The sequence below is a fragment of the Candidatus Sphingomonas phytovorans genome, from assembly GCA_029202385.1.
Classification (GTDB): domain Bacteria; phylum Pseudomonadota; class Alphaproteobacteria; order Sphingomonadales; family Sphingomonadaceae; genus Sphingomonas; species Sphingomonas phytovorans.
Genome location: CP119314.1, coordinates 2,315,126 through 2,333,689, shown reverse-complemented (window position 1 = coordinate 2,333,689; position 18,564 = coordinate 2,315,126). Strand labels below are relative to the sequence as shown.

The following is an 18,564-nucleotide window of genomic DNA, read 5'->3' as shown; positions in this document are numbered from 1 at the left end:
TTTGCCCCTTTTAGGCGTGCGGCACCGCGTTGAGAGCCTGGCGTTTGGCTATCTCGATTGGGTCACGCTGGGACGGGCATCCGCGGCACCTGCCAATGCAAGGCGGATTCGAGCAAGTCGCCGTTCGTCGCAAATTTAAAACGCTTCGGCGTTCGAAATGACACCGGCATATTTGGGCGCTTTTTACACGCTTATTGCACGAAAGTGTCCCGCGTCAGCACTAAGTCATTGAAAACGCTGGTGACCCCTACGAGAATCGAACTCGTGTTTTCGCCGTGAGAGGGCGACGTCCTAACCGCTAGACGAAGGGGCCGTACTTGCGGAGCGGCGCATCTACGGTGAGGAGGCCTCATCGTCAAGATGGCGCGCGCCGCGAATATGCAGATCAGGGCAGCAGCATGTCCGGCGAGAGGTTCTTCACGTCGGTCTGGCCGGTCAGCGCCATCGCCACCGCCATCTCGTGGCGCAGCAGCTCGAGCATCTGCGCGACGCCCGCGCCGCCCCGGGCGGCCAGTGCATAGGCCCAGGCGCGGCCGAGCAGTACGCCCTTCGCCCCGAGGCCCAGCGCGCGCAGCACGTCGACGCCTGATCTTATGCCACCATCCATCAGCACGTCCGCCCGTCCCGCGACAGCTTCGACCACGCCCGGCAGGGCCGCGATGGAGGAGGGCGCGCCGTCGAGCTGGCGGCCGCCATGGTTGGAAACGACGATCGCCTCGGCGCCGGCATCGCACGCGGCGACCGCATCGGCCGGGTCCATCACACCCTTGATCACGATCCGCCCGTCCCAGTGCTGGCGGATCCAGTCGATATCCTTCCAGGTGATCGACGGATCGAAATTACGCGCGACCCAGGCGGTGAACTGGTCCAGTCCCGCGCCCTCCGGCATCACCGGCGCGAAATTGCCGAGCGTATGCGGGCGGCCGAACAGGCCGACATCGAACGCCCAGCGCGGATGCGTCGCGATCTGGAAGAGCCGTTTCAGCCGCGCCTCGATTCCCTGCTTGCCGGTCAGGCTCGACCGCACGTCGCGGTAGCGCGCGCTGTGGACGATCAGGTCGACCGTCAGCACCAGCGTCTCGACGCCGATTGCTTTGGCCCGCGCCAGCATGTCCTTCATGAAGTCGCGGTCGCGGATCATGTAGAGCTGGAAGGCGAAGAGCCGGGTCACGCCGGCCGCGACCTCCTCCATCCCGCAACAGGCGGAGGCGGAGAGGATGAACGGCACGCCCGCCGCCTCGGCCGCCCGCGCCGCCTGCACCTCGCCGCGACGCGCATACATGCCCGCCAGCCCGACCGGGGCGAGCGCGACCGGCAGGGAGGAGGCGCGCCCCAGCAAAGTGGTAGAAAGATCGATCCGCGACACGTCGGTCATGACCTTCTGGCGCAGCTTCAGCCGCTGCAGGTCGTCGACATTGCCGCGCATGGTCGATTCCGAATAGGAACCGCCGTCGATATAATCGAACAGGAACAGGGGCAGGCGCGCTTTCGCGAGCAGCCGGTAATCGTCGATGCAGGCCGGTGTCACGAGACAGGTCTAGGTACCGCGCCCGACCCCGGCAATGTCATTGTTGCGCGGGGGCCGGGCAGGGCATTCGTCATCGGCTGTTCGCGGTCGCGATCGCGCCCGGGCGCGCGTCGAACTGAAGTGTTGCCGCTTCGTCCCGGGTGAGGGCCTTGCCGTTGAACCGGTACACTTCGATGTTCTTGTGGAGCGCGCATTGCAGCAACAGCCTCCGTGCATCGTCGCTGAAGGTCGCGCCCTGGCACCAGGCACCAGTCTTCGCCTCGGTGATCGGGGTCAGCGTCGTGCCCTTCACGCCATAGATCTTCAGCGCGCCGTTCGGCCAATAGCCCGGCGAACCCGGCGTTCCACCCGATCCGTTGTGGACGACGACCGCCAGATAGCGTCCGTCGCGCGACAGGGTCAGGTGCTCCGGCGTGAAGCCTACTTCGACTGAGTCGACATGGCCGGTCGCCAGGTCAGTCGCGGTGACGGTGCCCACGCGCGGCCCGCGGGGTGTCGTCGTGCCGGCGGGCGGCGCATTGCCCTGCAGGTTGGTGTTATAGACGTAGCGGCTGTCGGGGCTCACCGTGACGCCATAGGGTTGCACGCCCGTGGAGATCGGCTCGCCCGTGATTCTCACGCTATCGCCCGATACCGAAAGCCGCACCAGCTGCCCGGCGCTCTGAGCGACAGCGAGCGCGCCCCTGCCGTTGGGCAGGAAAACCACGTCGGTCGGCCTTGCCTTGGCGGCCAGTTGCACCTTGCCGGCTGGCGTCAGGCGCTTGCCCCTGATCGTGAAGATCGAGACCGTGTCGTCGCCCGTGCTCGCGACCAGCGCCAGCGTGCCCGCGCGGTTGATCGTGACTCCGCTCGCGCCTGGGCCGGCCTGCACCGTCTGCGACACCGCGGGCGCGGTTGCGTTCGCGAGGTCGATCACCGAGACTTGGTCGTTCAGCTCGAGCGTGCCGTCGGTCTTCAGGCGTTGCGCCGCGGAAACCAGCGCGAAGCCGCCGTTGCGTGCTACCGCCACGGCGGCCGGCGCGCCGATCATGCTTGCCGGTGCCGCGACCGTGCCGATCGTCTTCGGCGGATAGCTGCGCAGGTCGATCACGGAAACGCTGTCGGCGGTCCGCCCTGCGTCGCCAGGGCGAAGCTGCTTGCCGTCATTGGCGGAGACGGCGATCTGCGCCGAAAGTCCGGCGGGCATCGCCAGCGCGATGGCGATGGCGGCAAGGCTGATCCTGGTCTTGATCATGGGCGTCCCTCTTTCATTGGAAGGACAGGCCGCGCCTCCCGACGCGGCCTGCCGATGGTGACAATGCGGCGGGGTCAGGAAGGGTCAGTGCGCTTGGTATAGGCCCGGCCCTTGTCAGCGGCCGGTGAATCGCCGCCGGTACAGATCATCACGCCATCCTTGATCTGGTCGATCACATCGCGCTCTCCGCAGGAATTCAGGAAGCGCAGGCCGTTCGCCTTGGTCGCCGCCAGCACGCGCGCGCGCACTGCCAGCATCGACGGTGGATATCCCTCGAACGCGGCGCCCGGCGCACGCGGCTTGGGCGCGCCCATCAGGAAAAAGCCATGGTCGCCGGGTCCCCACTCGGCAAAGGCCAGTCCCGGCGTGCGCACAGTGGATTCGACATTGGCATCGGCGCGGGGATTCTCGATCTTCACGCCGAAGATCAGCTCGCCATCGGGATTGAGCGGCCAGGGCTCGGCCAGGCGCAGATACTCGTTCTGCGAGACGCCCCAGACTTCCGAAGCCCATGCCTGGCTGCCATTGCCGCGGAAGCCCTGAGCAAGACCCTGCACTACGGGCGCGAAGGGATAGCGCGCCGCCTCGATCATGATCTTGGCCGCCTCGGGCGATTCAGCATTGCACAGCAGGATGCCGTGCACGCCGGCGGCGAGCGCCTGCTGGATCATCCAGGTGTTGGCGCGCACGGCATCGGGCGTGCCCTGGATCGGCAGCGTGACGATCACGGCTGGGGTGCGGTGGCCGGTGCGGGTCGGTCCGGCATCGACCAGGCCGCGCATGAAGTCGTGCAGTTCTTTGAAATCGAGCGGCCCATGCTCCATTTCATAGGTGATATAGTCGGCCTTGGTCGCCGCCTGCTTCTTGCCCTCTTCGTATCCGCCGCCGGAGATCTGGGTGTAATAGACCGGCTGACCCTTCATCCACATGTCGATGATGCGGTTGACGTGCTTGCCGGTGCGCGTGGTCTTGGCCGGCATCGCCGGCTGCGCATCGACCGCGAACGCCTGGCCGGGTGCCTGTTGGGTATGGGCCGGCATCGACAGCAGCGCGAGCGGCGCAGCGGCGGCGGCAAGCAGGAACAATCTCTTCATGACATGCTCTCCCCTGATTCTCGTTCTTTTACGAACCTATAGGATATAGAATGTCATGCGAGTGAGCCTGGTGCAATGGAAGAATTGCATCCAAGATTTATGATTTGTGTACTTTATTTTTCGAGGGCGCACGAAAAAACTGCACCCGGGCGTGTTACCCGGATGCAGTCAATTGATTCCAATGATTATTATGCGGCGATCAGGCCGCAGCGCGACGCCGCTCCGCCATCTCGACGTTCAGCATCTCCGCCAGCAGGAACGCCAGTTCCAGGCTCTGGCCGGCGTTGAGTCGCGGGTCGCAATGCGTGTGATACCTGTCTGCCAGCGACTGCTCGGTCACATCGACCGCGCCGCCGGTGCATTCGGTGACATTCTGCCCGGTCATCTCGGCATGGATGCCGCCCGCGATGCTGCCCTCGGCGCGGTGTACCGCGAAGAAGCCGCGCACTTCGGCCAGGATCCGGTCGAACGGCCGCGTCTTGTAGCCGTTCGCCGCCTTGATCACGTTGCCGTGCATCGGGTCGCAACTCCACACCACCGGATGGCCCTCGCGCAGCACCGCGCGGACCAGCTTGGGCAGGCCGGCCTCGATCTTGTCATGGCCATAGCGCGTGATCAGCGTCATCCGGCCAGGAATGCGTGCCGGGTTGAGCGTGTCGAGCATGCGCAGCAGCGCGTCAGGCTCAAGGCTCGGGCCGCACTTCATGCCGATCGGGTTGCCGATCCCGCGCAGATATTCGACATGCGCCGATCCCTCGAAGCGGGTGCGGTCGCCGATCCACAGGAAATGCGCGCTGGTGTCGTACCAGTCGCCGGTCAGCGAATCCTGCCGGGTCAGCGCCTGCTCGTACTTGAGCAGCAGCGCCTCGTGGCTGGTGTAGAAATGAGTCTCGGCAAGCTGTGGCACCGTCTCCGGGTTGATCCCGCAGGCGGCCATGAACTCGAGCGCCTCGCCGATCCGGTCGGCGGTCTCGGAGAATTTCTTCGCCCAGGGGCTGCGGCCCATGAAGTCATGGGTCCAGCGATGCACCTGCGCCAGATTGGCATAGCCGCCGCCGGCAAAGGCGCGCAGCAGGTTCAGCGTCGCCGCCGACTGGCTATAGGCGCGGATCATGCGCTGCGGGTCGGGTGCGCGGCCATCGGCGGTGAAGGCGATATCGTTGACGATGTCGCCGCGATAGGCGGGCAGCTCGACGCCGTCCTGCACCTCGGTATCGGCCGACCGCGGCTTGGCGAACTGGCCGGCCATGCGGCCTAGCTTTACCACCGGCAGCTTCGACGCGAAGGTCAGGACGACCGCCATCTGCAGGATCACGCGGAACGTGTCGCGGATGTTGTTCGCGCTATGCTCCGCGAAGGATTCGGCGCAGTCGCCGCCCTGCAGCAGGAATGCCTTGCCCTCGACGACTCGCGCCAGGTCGGCGGTCAGGTTGCGCGCCTCGCCGGCGAAGACGAGCGGGGGAAAGCTGGCCAGGGTCTCGGTCGCCGCATCGAGCGCGGCGGTGTCGGGATAGGTCGGAAGCTGACGTGCTTCGGCCTTGGTCCAGCTGTCGGGGGCCCATTTTGCGGCCATGGTCTTCGTCCAGTGATTGCGGAATTGGAGCGCTCCCATGCGGGAAAATGGCTTTTCCCGCAATCAAGGAAAACTTTGAGGGCATTCCTCCCCGGTTCCCCGGGGAGGTGGAGCTAGGCTGCGGCCACCCAGTTTCCATGGAACCCGGGTGGGACTCGGTGCGGGATACGGATGCTCGCAACCGGTGCGTCGGCAAAGGCCTGTGCGTCGATGATGACGAGATCCGTCGTCTCGTTCGGCAGGTCGACGACCAGCCCGATCAGCCACCCATCGCCTTCGGCCGCTTCGGGGGAGGAGGGTACGAACACGAATTCGCCCGGATAGCGGCCTTCGCCGAACTCATGCACTTCGCGCGCGCCCGTCTCCAGATCGTGCTTGAGGATGAAGGTCTCGCCGATGAATGCCTGGTCCTTGTTCGGCAGTCCCATCGTCCAGGCATAACGATAGGACTGGCCGAAGCGCCGCTCGTCCGGGCGCGGGAATTCCTGCGGCGTCGAATCGATCGTGCGGCGCTCGACGGTCTTCGTCACCGGGTCGATCGTCCAGCGTTCAAGCCCGCGCGACGTTGCGTCCGGCCCGACGGCGCTGTCCGCGAACATCGTGTCATAAACCACCGCGTCGAGGATCACCTTGCCGGCCGCGGTGTCGAACGCATTGGCGACATGGAAGATGTAGCAGGGGTCGACATCCACCCAGATCGTCTCGTCGCCGCTGGCGGTCCTCGGCAGCAGCCCGATCCGCGCCTGATGCTCCGGGTTCCACCGATAGGGGAATGTGTGGCCGCCGATCAGCGCCTTCATCGAAAAGGTCACTGGCAGGTCGAGCACCAGCGCATAGCGTGCCGTGATCGCGCAGTCGTGGATCGACGGTCCGTGCTTCACGGCGATCGGCTCCTCGCGGATCACCTTGCCCTCGGGCGAGATGACCACATGGCGCACGACTTCCGGACTGGTCGCGTCATAGGCGATCGCGTGCTGCTCCCCGGTCAGCGGGTCGAGATGCGGATGCGCGGTAAAGCTGCCCGCCAGCGTGTCGTCGAACGGGTTGAAGGTCTGCTCCTCGAGCGTGTCCGACAGCTCGACCGGATAGCTGCCCGCCTCGACCAGCGCGAAGGTGCGCCCGGCAATGCCCAGCACATTGGTGTTCACATTGTCCGACACGCCGTGGCGCGGCCCCGGCGCGGCGGGCACGCCCATGGCGGCGGCGGCCTTTTTCGACCGGATCCAGCGGTTGCGATACCACAGCGCCTTGCCGTCCTTGACCGCGATGCCGTGGACCATGCCGTCGCCGGTGAACCAGTGATGGCCGGCGGGATCCGGATTGATCGGGTTCGGGCCGATCCGAAGATAGCGGCCGTCGAGCGCGGCGGGGATCGTGCCGGTGACGGGCAGGTCCTCAAGCGTCAGTTCCTCGCGCATCGGCTCGTGGATGCCGGTCAGGAAGGGATGGTCGGTCGCCACGTCCATCCGCTTGCGGTTGAACTCGGCGACCACGCCGATGCCCTTGGTCACCGTGCTGCGGATTGCGGTTTCGATGATGCTTGCCATTATGGCCTCCACGCCTCAAAGTTTACGGTGTTCACATTATGGCTCGAAGGTAACAGTGTCAACATCCAAATCCGACCTGCCGAAAAAGGCCTATCATCACGGCGACCTGCGCTCGGCGCTGGTCGAGGCCGGGCTCAGATTATTGGAGGCGCGCACCGCCGACGATCTGTCGCTGCGCGAGGTTGCGCGCGCCGTCGGGGTGAGCGCGACAGCGGTCTATCGTCATTTCCCGGACAAGGGGGCGCTGATGGCGGCGCTGGCAGGGGAGGGGCTTGCCCGGCTGGCTGAGGCGCAGCACGCCGTCTTCGACGCGGCAGGCGGCGGCGTCGCGGGATTCAACGCCTCGGGTGCCGCCTATGTCCGCTTCGCGCTCGCCAATCCCGGGCTGTTCCGCCTGATCTTCGCCAATCCCGAGTCGTCCCCGCATTCGCTGCACGAAGACGAGAAACGGGACGAGGACGATGCGATGGCCTTCCTGCGCGCCAATGCGGCGATGGTGGCCGAGGGGAAGGGCGGCGACGCGCAGGTCATCGCGCTTCAGGCCTGGGCGCTCGTCCATGGGCTGTCGATGCTGATGCTCGACGGCCAGATTCCGGTCGACGATTCGCTGATCGACCGGGTGATCGACGTGCGGACACTTCACCCCAAATAGGTCGGGTCGACCTTCACGTTATTGGTGCGGTTGCGGCGAAGAGGCGGGTTCGCGCAGAGGGTGCAGGCAACGCGGAGGTCATTTCGCACCTCGATCATCCTGCGCTGGTAAGCCTCCCGCGTGTGGACATATTTGTCGTCGCGAACCACCCGTGCCGCTGGCCGCACTTTCTCAGCGTCCTCCACGTCTCTGCGCGAATCCTGCTCTCGTGCCGCGGGCCGGCCGGTTCTGGTGGTGATCCAAAACCTCGTGCTTGGTGCCAAATAGGGTCTGGTCGGGAACGGCAATGAATGGGTGGATTTGCGATGGTCGACTTTCGGCCGAGACCTCGTCTATAGTCGCCACGCCGGTTCAACAATGGCCTACAGATCTATCGCGCTGGGTGTGAGGTTGTCCTACGGAGTTGGGCGCGGAATGGTCCAATGCAATTTGCTCTCGTAAGTTGATTTGATCGGCTGACCTGTTGCATCCACACCCGGTTTAAACACTCCGGTTTCTCGAAGCTGAATGCAAGTCTGTTTGTCGAGATTGGCGTTTCCACTCGTTTGCGTTATCCTGCATCTGATCACTTTGCCGTTCTTTGCGAGATCGACTTCGAAGCCTGTGACACCTTGAATACCAGCTTTGAGTTCAGCAGGCGGATAGCTTATCTCTACAGATACGAGTTGAGCCATGGCTGGCGCGGCGACCATGAACGGCACTACCCAGAATATCCTTGGTCGATACATTATCCGTCTCCGGGTCGCTCAGATGACCGGTTCTAGGGACAGGAATCTTCGGCGGCAACCTCCGCCATTGAGCCGCTAGCGGCTATATCTGCTCAAGTGCCAAGTGTCAGATTTTCACCTCTGGGGCGCCGAACGACGCGGCTATCTCGGACCCAGGCAAGCGGTTGATCGTGCCTCATGCCCCATGCCTGATCTCGGCGCGAAAGCCGGATCAGGTGATATAGGCATGGACGATCTCTATGAGTTCCTCGGCTGCTTGTGTCCGCGGGTCGCCCTGCGGTGCGGCGGGGTCGAGCATGTGCTCCCGGATATGATCCTCGATCACCTCGCCGATGAATCCGTCGAGCGCGCCGCGGCAGGCCGTCGCTTGTTGAAGCACGCGCGCGCACTCGCGATCCTCCTCGATCGCGCGCTCGATCGCCTCGATCTGGCCCTTCAGCCGTTTGAGGCGGTTGAGCAGCTTCTTCTTTTCCTTTTCGACATGGCTCACGGCCAGAATTCTCCTCTTGATACTATACCCCCGGTAGGTATAGGGCGTGTCCATCGAGTCGCCAAGCGCGGCTCGGTCTGCATGGCAACCGCTTTGCAGAAGCTAAGACAGGACGATGATGAAGACCCGATCTAGCCCCTTGTCCAGCGAGAGCGACAGTCGCGTAGCGGCTTTGTCGACGATCGGTGGATTGCGCGGGTCCGGATGGCTTCGTCGGGAGCAGCGATACCGCTGATCCGGCGCGACCTCTTCCGGGCTCGATCTTGATGAACCCGGAAGGAAAGGAGGTCGCCATGACCCACCTGCTACTGCGCCTCGTGCGCCTCAACAATCATGATAGTCGGGCGGTGGCGCCCATTGCCCGCAAGCGGCCGATCGCGCGCTGGGTCCGCGCGGCGGACGGATCGCTGCGCTGCCTCTGGGACGATCGCCGCCGCGCCGCCGGCGTGTCGTCGCCCGAGCGCCGGTCGATGCTGGTGCGGGAGTCGGTGTGATGAATCTCCAAGCACGTATCGCGTCGTCACCGCGCGCGCAGCTCGACGACGCGCATGTCGGCGATATCCTGGGCGCCTTCGGCACGATCGCGGCCAGCGGTGCCGTCGCCGGGGCGCCTTGGCGGCGGCGTCTGATGACGCTGCTCGCCATCGTCGGCCCCGGGCTCATCGTCATGGTGGGGGACAATGATGCCGGTGCGTTCGGCACCTATACGCAGGCCGGCCAGAATTACGGCACCGGCCTGTTGTGGACATTGCTGCTGCTGGTGCCGGTGCTGTTCGTCAACCAGGAGATGGTGCTCCGCCTGGGCGCGGTCACTGGCGTCGGCCATGCCCGGCTGATCTTCGAGCGTTTCGGGCGCTTCTGGGGCGCCTTCAGCGTCATCGATCTCTTCCTCCTCAATGCGCTCACCATCGTCACCGAATTCATCGGCGTGGCGCTTGGGCTCGACTATCTCGGCCTGCCCAGGGTCTGGGGCGTGATCGCCGCAGCCGTCATGGTGATCGCTGCTGCAAGCACGGGCAGTTTCCGCAGGTTCGAACGCTTCATGATGGTGCTGGTGCTCGGCAGTCTGCTGCTCGTGCCGATTGCGCTTCAGGTGCATCCGCCAGCCGGCCAGATCGCGCGCGATTTCTTCATTCCGGGCATGCCGAAGGGCGGCAATCTCGCGGATGTGATGTTGCTGATCATCGCCATTGTCGGCACGACGGTCGCGCCTTGGCAGCTGTTCTTCCAGCAGAGCTATGTCGTCGACAAGCGGATCGGCCCGCGTTTCATCACCTATGAAAAGGTCGATCTATGGATCGGTATCGTCCTCGTCATCATTGGTGGCGTTGCGATGATGGCCTTCTCCGCCGCGGCCTTCCAGGGCACTGCCCAGGCTGGCAACTTCACGGATGCCGCCGCCGTCGCCCACGGCCTTGAAGCGCATGCCGGTCCGCTGATGGGCAAGCTCTTTGCCATCGCGCTGATCGATGCCTCGATCATCGGCGCCGCGGCTGTCTCGCTCAGCACCGCCTATGCGATCGGCGATGTCTTCGAGATCAACCATTCGCTGCATCGCAGCCCGGCCCAGGCGATCGGTTTCTATCTTGTCTTCGCGGGGCTGATCGCGATTGCGGCAGTCCTCGTGCTGGTCCCGGGCACGCCGCTGGGGCTTCTCACCAATGCGGTCCAGACGCTGGCGGGCGTGCTGCTGCCCAGCGCGACGGTCTTCCTGCTGCTGCTCTGCAATGACGAGGCGGTGCTTGGTCCCTGGCGCAACGGGCCGTGGCTCAACCTCTTCACCGGGGCTGTCATTGCGGTGCTGGTGATGCTGTCGGTGATCCTGACCGTCTCGGTCCTGTTCCCTGCCATGGGGGCGTCAGTCATCCTCACCATCCTGGGTGGAGGCTCGGCAGTGTCGCTCGCGATCTGGCTCGCGCTGACGATGATGAAGCGCGGGCGGCGTCAGGTGATCGACCGGACCGGCCGGGCGGACTGGCGGATGCCGGCGCTTTCTCTCCTGGCGCCACCCCGGCTTGGTACGCGCGAGCGGCTGTGGATGGGCGTGTTGCGGCTCTACCTGGTCGTCGCTGGCGGCCTCGTGCTGTTCCGCATCGTCCATCTTGCCCTCTCTCGGCATCAGTGATGCGACCGGGGCGGGGAAATTATGGCTATGTCATCGAGGCGCGATCTCGACATGCGTCGCCGCGGCCGGCGGCAAGCCGTCCGGAATAATCGGCCGTCAAGCCGCCGGTGCCGGCGCCGCCGGGCCTATCGTCTCAACATCCTGTTCGGATTGGGTCTCGCTTTGTTGATCATGGCGCTGATCCTGACGGCGCACTGGCTGAGGTGAAGTCCCGCGCCAGGCGTTTCCGCAACATTCGTCTCCACCAGATCAGGTGCCGTCATCGGCACGTAACGAATAGCCTTCTGGAGTCAGTCATGACCAAATTCTTCATTCGGCCGGATGTCGGCATCAGGATCGACGCCGCTGTGCCGCGCTGCGTTCGAGCCCTGACGCACGGGCGGGTCGCCATCACGCTCCTTGCCGGCCTCGCCGCGTCACCCGCGATCGCGCAGGCGACCGATCCTTCGCGCGACGCGACGCAAGATGTCGCGATCCACGGCCAGGCGACTTTCACGCTGCAGGGAACGCCCGGTTTCGCCTCGCCCTATTCGGGCACCAACAGCCTCACGCCGAACCAGGCGCGGGAAACGATCGACGTCACACTCTTCGTCGGCGTGCGGCCGTGGAAGGGGGCTGAGATCTGGGTGAACCCGGAGATCGACCAGGGCTTCGGCCTGTCGGATACGCTCGGCGTCGCGGGGTTCCCCAGCGCCGAAGCCTATAAGGTCGGCCGCAAGGCACCCTATTTCCGGCTCCAGCGCGCCTTTTTCCGCCAGACGGTCGATCTCGGCGGTTCGGTCGAGACGGTCGAGGCAACGCAGAACCAGCTCGGCGGAACGCGGACGGCCAACCGGCTGGTGATCACCGCCGGAAAATTCGGCGTCGGCGATATCTTCGACACCAACCGCTACGCGCATGATCCGCGCGGCGATTTCCTCAACTGGTCGCTCGTCGATACCGGCACCTTCGATTATGCCGCCGACGCCTGGGGCTATTCAACCGGCATCGCGGCCGAATGGTATCAGGGTGCGTGGACGTTGCGGCTCGGCGCCTTCAACCTCTCCAAGATCCCCAATGGCGAAACGCTTGAGACCGGGTTCGGCCAGTATCAGATCGATGCCGAGGTGGAGCATCGCCACCGGATCGCCGGTCGCGATGGTGCGGTGCGGGTCACTCTCTTCCGCAATCGCGGGCAGTTCGGCCGGTTCGACGATGCCCTGGCGCTGGCCGCGGCGACCGGTACGATCCCGGATACCGCGCTGGTGCGCGGCCGGCGCACGCGCCTGGGCGCCAGCGTGAATGTCGAACAGGCAGTCACCGACAGCATCGGCCTGTTCGCGCGCGCCGGCGTGGCCGATGGCGGGGTGGAACCCTATGATTTCACCGATATCGACCGGACTGCGTCGGCCGGTGCCGCGATCGACGGCAAGGGCTGGGGCCGGACCGGAGACACGATCGGGATCGCGGCGGTCGTCAACGGCATCTCGGCTGTCCACCAGCGCTATCTTGATGCCGGCGGCATCGGCGTGCTGGTCGGGGACGGCCGCTTGCCGCACCCAGGCGCCGAAGCGATCGGCGAGCTTTATTATAGCTGGAAACCGCTCAAGCCGGTGACGGTGACGCTGGACTATCAGCTCGTCGGCAATCCCGGCTATAACCGGGATCGGGGGCCGATCCATGTCCTCGGGCTACGCGTGCACGGGCAATTCTAGGTGTGGGGTCTAGGTGTCGGGTCGATGTTGCGGCCGCGTCGTCACGCAGCGGCGTGGTGGGAGCCGATGTTGCCCGCCGGTGTCTGGCTGTTCGTCGCCGGCCTCGTTCTTGGGGCGGCCCGGTTGTTGCTCCGCTTCGGCGGCAAACGGCATCGCCCGATGATCCTGGCGATGCGCCTGTCGGGGAGGCTGTCGCGCGCCGGATTCAATTCGTGGCGCTATTGGGAGGGAAGATGGTGATGAGCGAACTCACGACGACGGGCCATGATTTTCTGATCATCCTCGCCAAACTTGCCGCCGCTTTCCTGTTCGGTGGCCTGATCGGCTTCGAACGGCAGATCAGGCAGCGCAATGCCGGTCTGCGCACGATGGTGCTGGTCGCCGTCGGTGCGGCCGCGTTCGTCCATCTCGGGGGGCGGTTGTTCGGGGGAGAGGGGGAGACGCGGATCATCGCCTATGTCGTTTCCGGGATCGGTTTCCTCGGCGCCGGCGTGATCATGAAAGAAGGCGCTCAGGTACGGGGGCTCAACACGGCGGCGACCCTGTGGTCGTCGGCTGCGGTCGGCGCATTCTGCGGCTCGGGCCTGATCGCTGAAGCCGCGGCCGTGACGATCGTCGTGCTGGCGGGAAACACCATGCTGCGGCCCCTGGTCAACTTCATCAACCGCCAGCCGATCAACGCGGCGACTACCGAGGCCTTTTACCGGGTGCATGTCGTATGCGCTGCCGACAAGGTGACTGACGCGCGCGATCTCCTCGCCGACAAGCTCGAGCATCTCCACTACCCGATCCAGTCGATCGACGTGCTGACCGACAATGAAGACAGTGTCGAGCTTGCCGCCACGCTGATCCCGACCACGGCCGACAGCGACGTGCTGGACAGGGTTTGTGCTGAACTGGCGGCGTCGCCGGGGATCGAGGCAGCGACCTGGACGGTCAGCCCTACCTTGTGATCGCGATTGTCGCGGGGCGATTGAAGGCGTCCTGCGCCGTCGCCATGGCGGCTGGAAGGAGCGAGCGATACTGCGCCGCTCCTTCCATGCCTGTGCTTACAGCTTCACCCGGGCGGTAAGGCCGAAGGTGCGGGGGTTGCCCGGATAGCCCTGGATGATGCCGGTCGACTTCGTGTAGCCGAGCAGGTTGATGTAATACGCCTTGTCGAACAGGTTCTCGACCCAGACCTGCAGATCGAGCCGGTCGTTCATCAGCAATGTGCCGACACGAACGCTGGCCAGGGCATAGCCCTTGATCTCGGCCGCCGGATCCAGCGTGATCGTGGTGTTCTGCTTCGAGCGCCAGTTGACGTCGACCAGGCCATAGAGCTTCACGTCGTCGGTGACGCGCTGGGTATAGTCCGCCGTGAGGTCGGCGGTCCATTCGGGTGCCCATGCCACCTGGCGGCCGGTCAGGTCGCAGGTCAGCGCGGTCGACTGGCCCGGGCAGACCGAATTGTGGAAGGACGAATAGGTCGCCTTGTCATAGGCGATGAAACCCTTGGTATGGAAACCGGGGAACAGCCAGGTCTGGGCTTCGATCTCGACTCCCTTCGACGTCAGCGAGCCGACATTCGCCAGGAACTTGAGCGCCGTATTGCCAACGCCCACTGCCTGGTTCGCCTGATAGTCGCGCACCTTGGTGTGGAAGGCCGTGACGTTCAGCAGGACCTTGCGGTCGAAGAACTCGCTCTTGAAACCGATCTCGAAATTGTCCGCGGTTTCGCCTTTCACGGTCTGCGCCGCGCCAAGCGCGATGGCCGAGGCGACGCCCGAATCCGGGTTGGTCGAGTTGTACGGCAGCAGGTTGAAGCCCGCGGATTTGTTGCCGCGCGCATATTTGCCGTAGACGAAGAAGTCGGACGTGACCTTGTAGTTGATGCCGACTTCGCCTGACAGCGAGCTGTCCTTCAGGCTGGTGTCGACATGGCCGAGCTGGGCGTTCGCGCCGCTCGGCGACAGGGCGTTGAGCTGCGCGGTGGTCAGGCCGCCGGGGTTCGAGGCGACGACGCCGTCATACAGCTGCGAGCGGCGCTCCCAGGTCTGGCGAAGGCCGATATCGATGGCGAGGCGGCGCGCCGCGTCGGGATGCCAGGTGACGTTGCCGAACAGCGCATCGGTGTCGGTATGGAACACCGCCTGGCTACGGAAGCCGGCACCGGTCAGCTTCGAGGCATAGGCACCCTGCGCCCAGGTCTTGCCGCCGATCGTCGGGAACTGCGTGGCGGAGGGGTTGGCCGCCCAGATGTGATATTGCGTGCCGAAGCGGACGCGCGAATCCACCTGAAGCCGCTGGCGGCTGAGGAAGCCGCCGACCGTTACCTCGATCGGCTGGTCCTTCGGGCTCGCCCAGCGCAGTTCCTGCGAGAACTGATGCTCCTTGTTGCACGATCCGTAATCGGCCAGCGCGTCGAGCTGGGTATAGTCGTTGTCGTTGTTGGTGAAGCAGGACCATGCCTCATAGGCGGTGATCGAGGTCAGGTCGCCCAGCTTGCCCAGGCCCAGGTCGATCTGGCCGCTGGCTGAATCGAGCTTGGTCTGCGCGTTGAGCGGACTGTCGATGTTGATCAGCCGGTCCTTGGCGTTGCTGGTGAGCAGTGTGTAGCCGGCCGCCGCCATGCGCGCCTGCAGCGCGGCGGGGTTATAGACCGACAGGATCACCGGGGAGATGGTCGGGAAGCTCTGCCGTCCATGCGTGCCGATCAGGCGGATGGTGAGGTTGTCGGTCGGCGTCGCGAGCAACTGTCCGCGAATGCCCCAGCCCTGGCGGGCATTCTGGTCCTTGCCGTTGAAGATGTTGTGATAGGTGCCGTCGCGGTCGCTGTAGAAGCCGGAGAGGCGAATCGCGAGCTTGTCGGCGATCAGCGGGCCGGTGACGCTCGCCTTGAATTCATGGAAACCGAAATTGCCGACGCTTGCCTCGGCCGTGGCGCCGAGGTCGAAGCTCGGCTTCAGCGTGTTGATGATCACGGCGCCCGCCGTGGTGTTCTTGCCGAACAGCGTGCCCTGCGGTCCGCGCAGCAGCTCGACATCGGCAATATCGTTGAAGTCGCTCGACACCATGCCCTGGCGGCCGGTGTACACGCCGTCGACGAAGATGCCGACCGATCCGTCGATGCCGTCGGTGTTGAAGCCGTTGTTGCCGATGCCGCGGATGCCGAGGTTGAGCTGCTTCGGGTTGGTCAGATAGACCGAGAAGGACGGAAACTTGACCTGGAAATTGGTGAAGTTGACCAGGTTCTGCCGGGTCAGTTCGGCCGCGCCGATCACGGTGATGGGGATCGGCACCTGCTGCGCATTTTCGGATTTCTTGCGCGCGACAACGGTGATGTCCTGCGGCGCCTCGGCGTCCTCCGCCGTGCTCGCAACGGGGGTATCGGCATCGGCGCGGGCCGGCGTTTCCGCCTGTGCCACCGATGCAAGAGCCAGAAGGCTGGCAGACAGCATCAAGTATCCGCCGTTCTTGACGAACGAACGGCCAGTGAATGTGGAGCGCATGAAGTAGATTCCCCCGATTGAAAATGGCGCGCAGGCACAACCCCTCACTCCCGCAAGGACGGGACGAGCGATTTTTCAGGTGCACGGTTGGTATTATGTTTATGACACGCTTGCGCTGCAGCGCCGGTAGGATGGTTTCATGTACCTATTGTGACAAAACGTTGCTCGTCGGAATATGATCTGGGGGCGTAAGGATCGGGCTGGCGGGAAATGGTCCCGCTGTTCAATCGGGGCGCGGCAACGACACCCACACGGTGAAGCCATTGTCCGGCCAGTCGAAACCGATCTCGCCGCTATGGCTGCGCACGATGTCGCGGCTGATCGCGAGGCCCAGGCCCGATCCGCCGGTCTCGCGGCTTCGGGATGTCTCGATCCGTTCGAACGGCTCGAACGCACGCGCCGCCTGGTCGCGCGGGATGCCGGCGCCGTCGTCATGGATGTCGACCCTGATCGAGTCCGGCGTGACTCGCAGGGAGACCTCGACCGCGCCGCCATATTTGCACCCGTTGGCGATCAGGTTGGAGAAGGCGCGCTTCAGCGCGACCGGGCGGCAGGGCAGGTCGGCATGGTCGGGCCCGCAATAGGTCACCCGTTCGCCGGCATCGCCATAATCGTCGGTCAGGCTGATCAGCAGCGCGGCAACATCGACCGTCTCGATCGGCTCCCGCCGCGCTTCGGCGCCCATGAAGGCGAGCGCGTCGACCACCATCGTCTCCATCTCGGCCACGTTGAGCAGCAATTGCTCGCGCTGCGCTGAATCGCCGACATATTCGGCCATCAGCCGCAACCGGGTCAGCGGCGTGCGCAGGTCGTGCGAGATCGCGGCCAGCATCGCCATGCGCTCGTCGATGAAGCGCTTCAGGCGCAACTGCATCGTGTTGAACGTCTCCGAGATCGCGACATATTCGGGCAGCCGCATGCCGGTGATCAGCGTCGGCTCGCGGTTGCGTCCAAGCTGCTCCGCCGCCGCGGCGAGCCGGCTGAGCGGCGCGACGATGCTGCGCGCCATCCACACCGAGAAGACGATGATGATCAGCAGGTATCCGGCGATGCCGAACAGATAGCGGGCATAATGCCACCCGGGACCGGAGAGGTTGCGCGGCGTGACGGTCAGCCAGCCACCCTTGTCCAGCCGCACCGATATCTCGAAATCGCCGAGCACGCTGCTCTTGTTGCTGGCCAGCGTCTCGGCGGTCAGTAGCGCCGGCAGTTCCGGGATGATGACCACGGCCGTCCGGACCGTGCGTTCCAGATTATTCTGGTCATAGGGTTCCATCGCGACCTTCACCCGGTCGGCTGGATAGTGAAGCGCCTCCGCGATGGACCGGCGCAGGACATCGCCGATCAGCGCGCCGTCGTCCGTGTCGGGTCCCGGGGCCTCCCGCCCGATCGTGAACTCCAAATAGCGTGACGCCGGAAGTTGCAACGACCTGTCCCCGCCCGTCGCGTCGGACAGTGCCGGGGCCCGGCGCGCGGCATCCGCCACAGCGTCGATCAGCCAGCTCCGCTGCACCACCAGAAAGGGCGGCGGCGGGATCATCGCGCGCAGCGCCTGGTTGAGCAGATAGGCGGCGGAGATGGTCAGCAGGATCGCCAGCCCGATCCGCGGGGCTAGCCTGAGCCGGTTGAGCGACCAGTGCCGGTCAGCCGCCATGGGAATGCCCGTGGCCGACATCGGCGGTGAACAGATAGCCGCCGTTGCGCACCGTCCTGATGAGCATGGGCTCCTGCGGGTCGTCCTCGATCTTGCGGCGCAGCCGGCTGATCTGGACGTCGATGCTCCGGTCGATGTTGAGGCTGCTGCGCCCATGGACCAGGTCGAGCAGCTGGTCCCGGCTCAGCACCTGCTGGGGGTGCTGCACCAGCGCCGCGAGCAGGTCGAACTCCCCGGTCGTCAGGTCGAGCCGCGTGCCCCTGGGCGAGACGAGCGTCCGCTTGGTCACGTCGAGCGTCCAGCCGGCGAAGCGATACAGGCTGGGCAGCGACGTCGCTGCCTTCTCGCTCGCCATCGCCGATCGCCGGATGGTCGCGCGCACCCGGGCGAGCAGCTCGCGCGGGTTGAATGGCTTGGCGACATAATCGTCGGCGCCAAGCTCGAGGCCGACCACCCGGTCGGTCTCGGTGTCGCGCGCGGTGAGCAGGATGATCGGCACGGTGCTGCGCGCGCGCAGCCGCTGGCAGAGCGTGAAGCCGTCGTCGCCGGGCATCATCACGTCGAGGATGATGACATCGAAGCGATGGCCGTCGTGAAGCGCCATCACGTGCCGGCCGTCCTCGGCCATCGTGACCCTCAGGCCATGGTCGCCAAGGTAGCGCGCCAGCATGGTGCGGATCTGCCGGTCGTCATCGACCACGAGAATATGCGGGATCCGTGCGGTTGACATGATCCGGATGTAGCCACGCCGCCA

The 18,564-nt window shown here is 65.0% G+C and carries 16 protein-coding genes and 1 tRNA gene; 6 read left to right on the top strand and 11 right to left on the bottom strand.

What is annotated here, in order from left to right; translation table 11 throughout:
* Positions 1–238: 238 nt before the first annotated feature.
* The 6 genes from P0Y59_10720 to P0Y59_10695 all read right to left on the bottom strand — a co-directional run bounded on the left by P0Y59_10720 (position 239) and on the right by P0Y59_10695 (position 6,976).
* A tRNA-Glu gene (locus tag P0Y59_10720) sits at positions 239–313 on the bottom strand.
* A 72-nt stretch (positions 314–385) separates the two neighbouring features.
* Positions 386–1,528, bottom strand: a complete 1,143-nt coding sequence (locus P0Y59_10715) for an L-lactate dehydrogenase (protein ID WEK02120.1) — start codon at positions 1,526–1,528, stop codon at positions 386–388.
* Between the two features lie 70 nt (positions 1,529–1,598).
* Positions 1,599–2,762 carry a hypothetical protein gene (locus tag P0Y59_10710; GenBank protein WEK02119.1) on the bottom strand — a complete coding sequence of 388 codons (1,164 nt, stop codon included), beginning with the start codon at positions 2,760–2,762 and terminating at the stop codon, positions 1,599–1,601.
* A 74-nt stretch (positions 2,763–2,836) separates the two neighbouring features.
* Positions 2,837–3,856, bottom strand: a complete 1,020-nt coding sequence (locus tag P0Y59_10705; protein WEK02118.1) for a hypothetical protein — start codon at positions 3,854–3,856, stop codon at positions 2,837–2,839.
* A 199-nt stretch (positions 3,857–4,055) separates the two neighbouring features.
* Positions 4,056–5,429: a 3-deoxy-7-phosphoheptulonate synthase class II gene (locus tag P0Y59_10700; protein ID WEK02549.1), complete on the bottom strand. Its 1,374-nt coding sequence runs from the start codon at positions 5,427–5,429 to the stop codon at positions 4,056–4,058.
* Positions 5,430–5,542: 113 nt separating this feature from the next.
* Positions 5,543–6,976, bottom strand: a complete 1,434-nt coding sequence (locus P0Y59_10695) for a carotenoid oxygenase family protein (GenBank protein ID WEK02117.1) — start codon at positions 6,974–6,976, stop codon at positions 5,543–5,545.
* A 55-nt stretch (positions 6,977–7,031) separates the two neighbouring features.
* Here P0Y59_10695 and P0Y59_10690 point away from each other — a divergent pair, with 55 nt between their 5' ends.
* A complete protein-coding gene (locus P0Y59_10690) occupies positions 7,032–7,628 on the top strand; it encodes a TetR/AcrR family transcriptional regulator (protein WEK02116.1) in 597 nt (198 codons plus the stop codon).
* Between the two features lie 395 nt (positions 7,629–8,023).
* Here P0Y59_10690 and P0Y59_10685 read toward each other — a convergent pair whose 3' ends face one another.
* Together P0Y59_10685 and P0Y59_10680 are read right to left on the bottom strand one after the other, a co-directional pair.
* Positions 8,024–8,320, bottom strand: coding sequence for a TonB family protein (locus tag P0Y59_10685; GenBank protein WEK02548.1), 297 nt, complete (start codon positions 8,318–8,320; stop codon positions 8,024–8,026).
* A gap of 247 nt (positions 8,321–8,567) precedes the next feature.
* Positions 8,568–8,846 (bottom strand): metal/formaldehyde-sensitive transcriptional repressor, encoded by a 279-nt coding sequence (locus tag P0Y59_10680; protein WEK02115.1) that lies wholly within the window; start codon positions 8,844–8,846, stop codon positions 8,568–8,570.
* 293 nt (positions 8,847–9,139) lie between these two features.
* Between P0Y59_10680 and P0Y59_10675 the strand changes: the two genes are divergently transcribed.
* From P0Y59_10675 to P0Y59_10655, 5 genes are all read left to right on the top strand, one after another.
* Positions 9,140–9,340, top strand: a complete 201-nt coding sequence (locus P0Y59_10675; GenBank protein WEK02114.1) for a hypothetical protein — start codon at positions 9,140–9,142, stop codon at positions 9,338–9,340.
* Positions 9,340–10,971, top strand: coding sequence for a divalent metal cation transporter (locus tag P0Y59_10670; protein ID WEK02113.1), 1,632 nt, complete (start codon positions 9,340–9,342; stop codon positions 10,969–10,971). The genes P0Y59_10675 and P0Y59_10670 overlap by 1 nt, the downstream gene beginning before the upstream one ends.
* 296 nt (positions 10,972–11,267) lie before the next feature.
* Entirely contained in the window at positions 11,268–12,665 is a 1,398-nt protein-coding gene (locus tag P0Y59_10665) for a carbohydrate porin (protein WEK02112.1), read from the top strand.
* Between the two features lie 24 nt (positions 12,666–12,689).
* Positions 12,690–12,905 (top strand): hypothetical protein, encoded by a 216-nt coding sequence (locus tag P0Y59_10660; GenBank protein ID WEK02111.1) that lies wholly within the window; start codon positions 12,690–12,692, stop codon positions 12,903–12,905.
* Positions 12,905–13,618 carry an MgtC/SapB family protein gene (locus P0Y59_10655; protein ID WEK02110.1) on the top strand — a complete coding sequence of 238 codons (714 nt, stop codon included), beginning with the start codon at positions 12,905–12,907 and terminating at the stop codon, positions 13,616–13,618. The genes P0Y59_10660 and P0Y59_10655 overlap by 1 nt, the downstream gene beginning before the upstream one ends.
* A 96-nt stretch (positions 13,619–13,714) precedes the next feature.
* On the opposite strand, the gene P0Y59_10650 is transcribed toward P0Y59_10655, so the two are convergent.
* The 3 genes from P0Y59_10650 to P0Y59_10640 all read right to left on the bottom strand — a co-directional run bounded on the left by P0Y59_10650 (position 13,715) and on the right by P0Y59_10640 (position 18,540).
* Entirely contained in the window at positions 13,715–16,105 is a 2,391-nt protein-coding gene (locus P0Y59_10650) for a TonB-dependent receptor (GenBank protein WEK02109.1), read from the bottom strand.
* A 274-nt stretch (positions 16,106–16,379) separates the two neighbouring features.
* Positions 16,380–17,831, bottom strand: a complete 1,452-nt coding sequence (locus P0Y59_10645; GenBank protein WEK02108.1) for an ATP-binding protein — start codon at positions 17,829–17,831, stop codon at positions 16,380–16,382.
* Positions 17,800–18,540, bottom strand: coding sequence for a response regulator (locus P0Y59_10640; GenBank protein WEK02107.1), 741 nt, complete (start codon positions 18,538–18,540; stop codon positions 17,800–17,802). Before P0Y59_10640 ends, P0Y59_10645 begins: the two co-directional genes overlap by 32 nt.
* Positions 18,541–18,564: the final 24 nt, after the last annotated feature.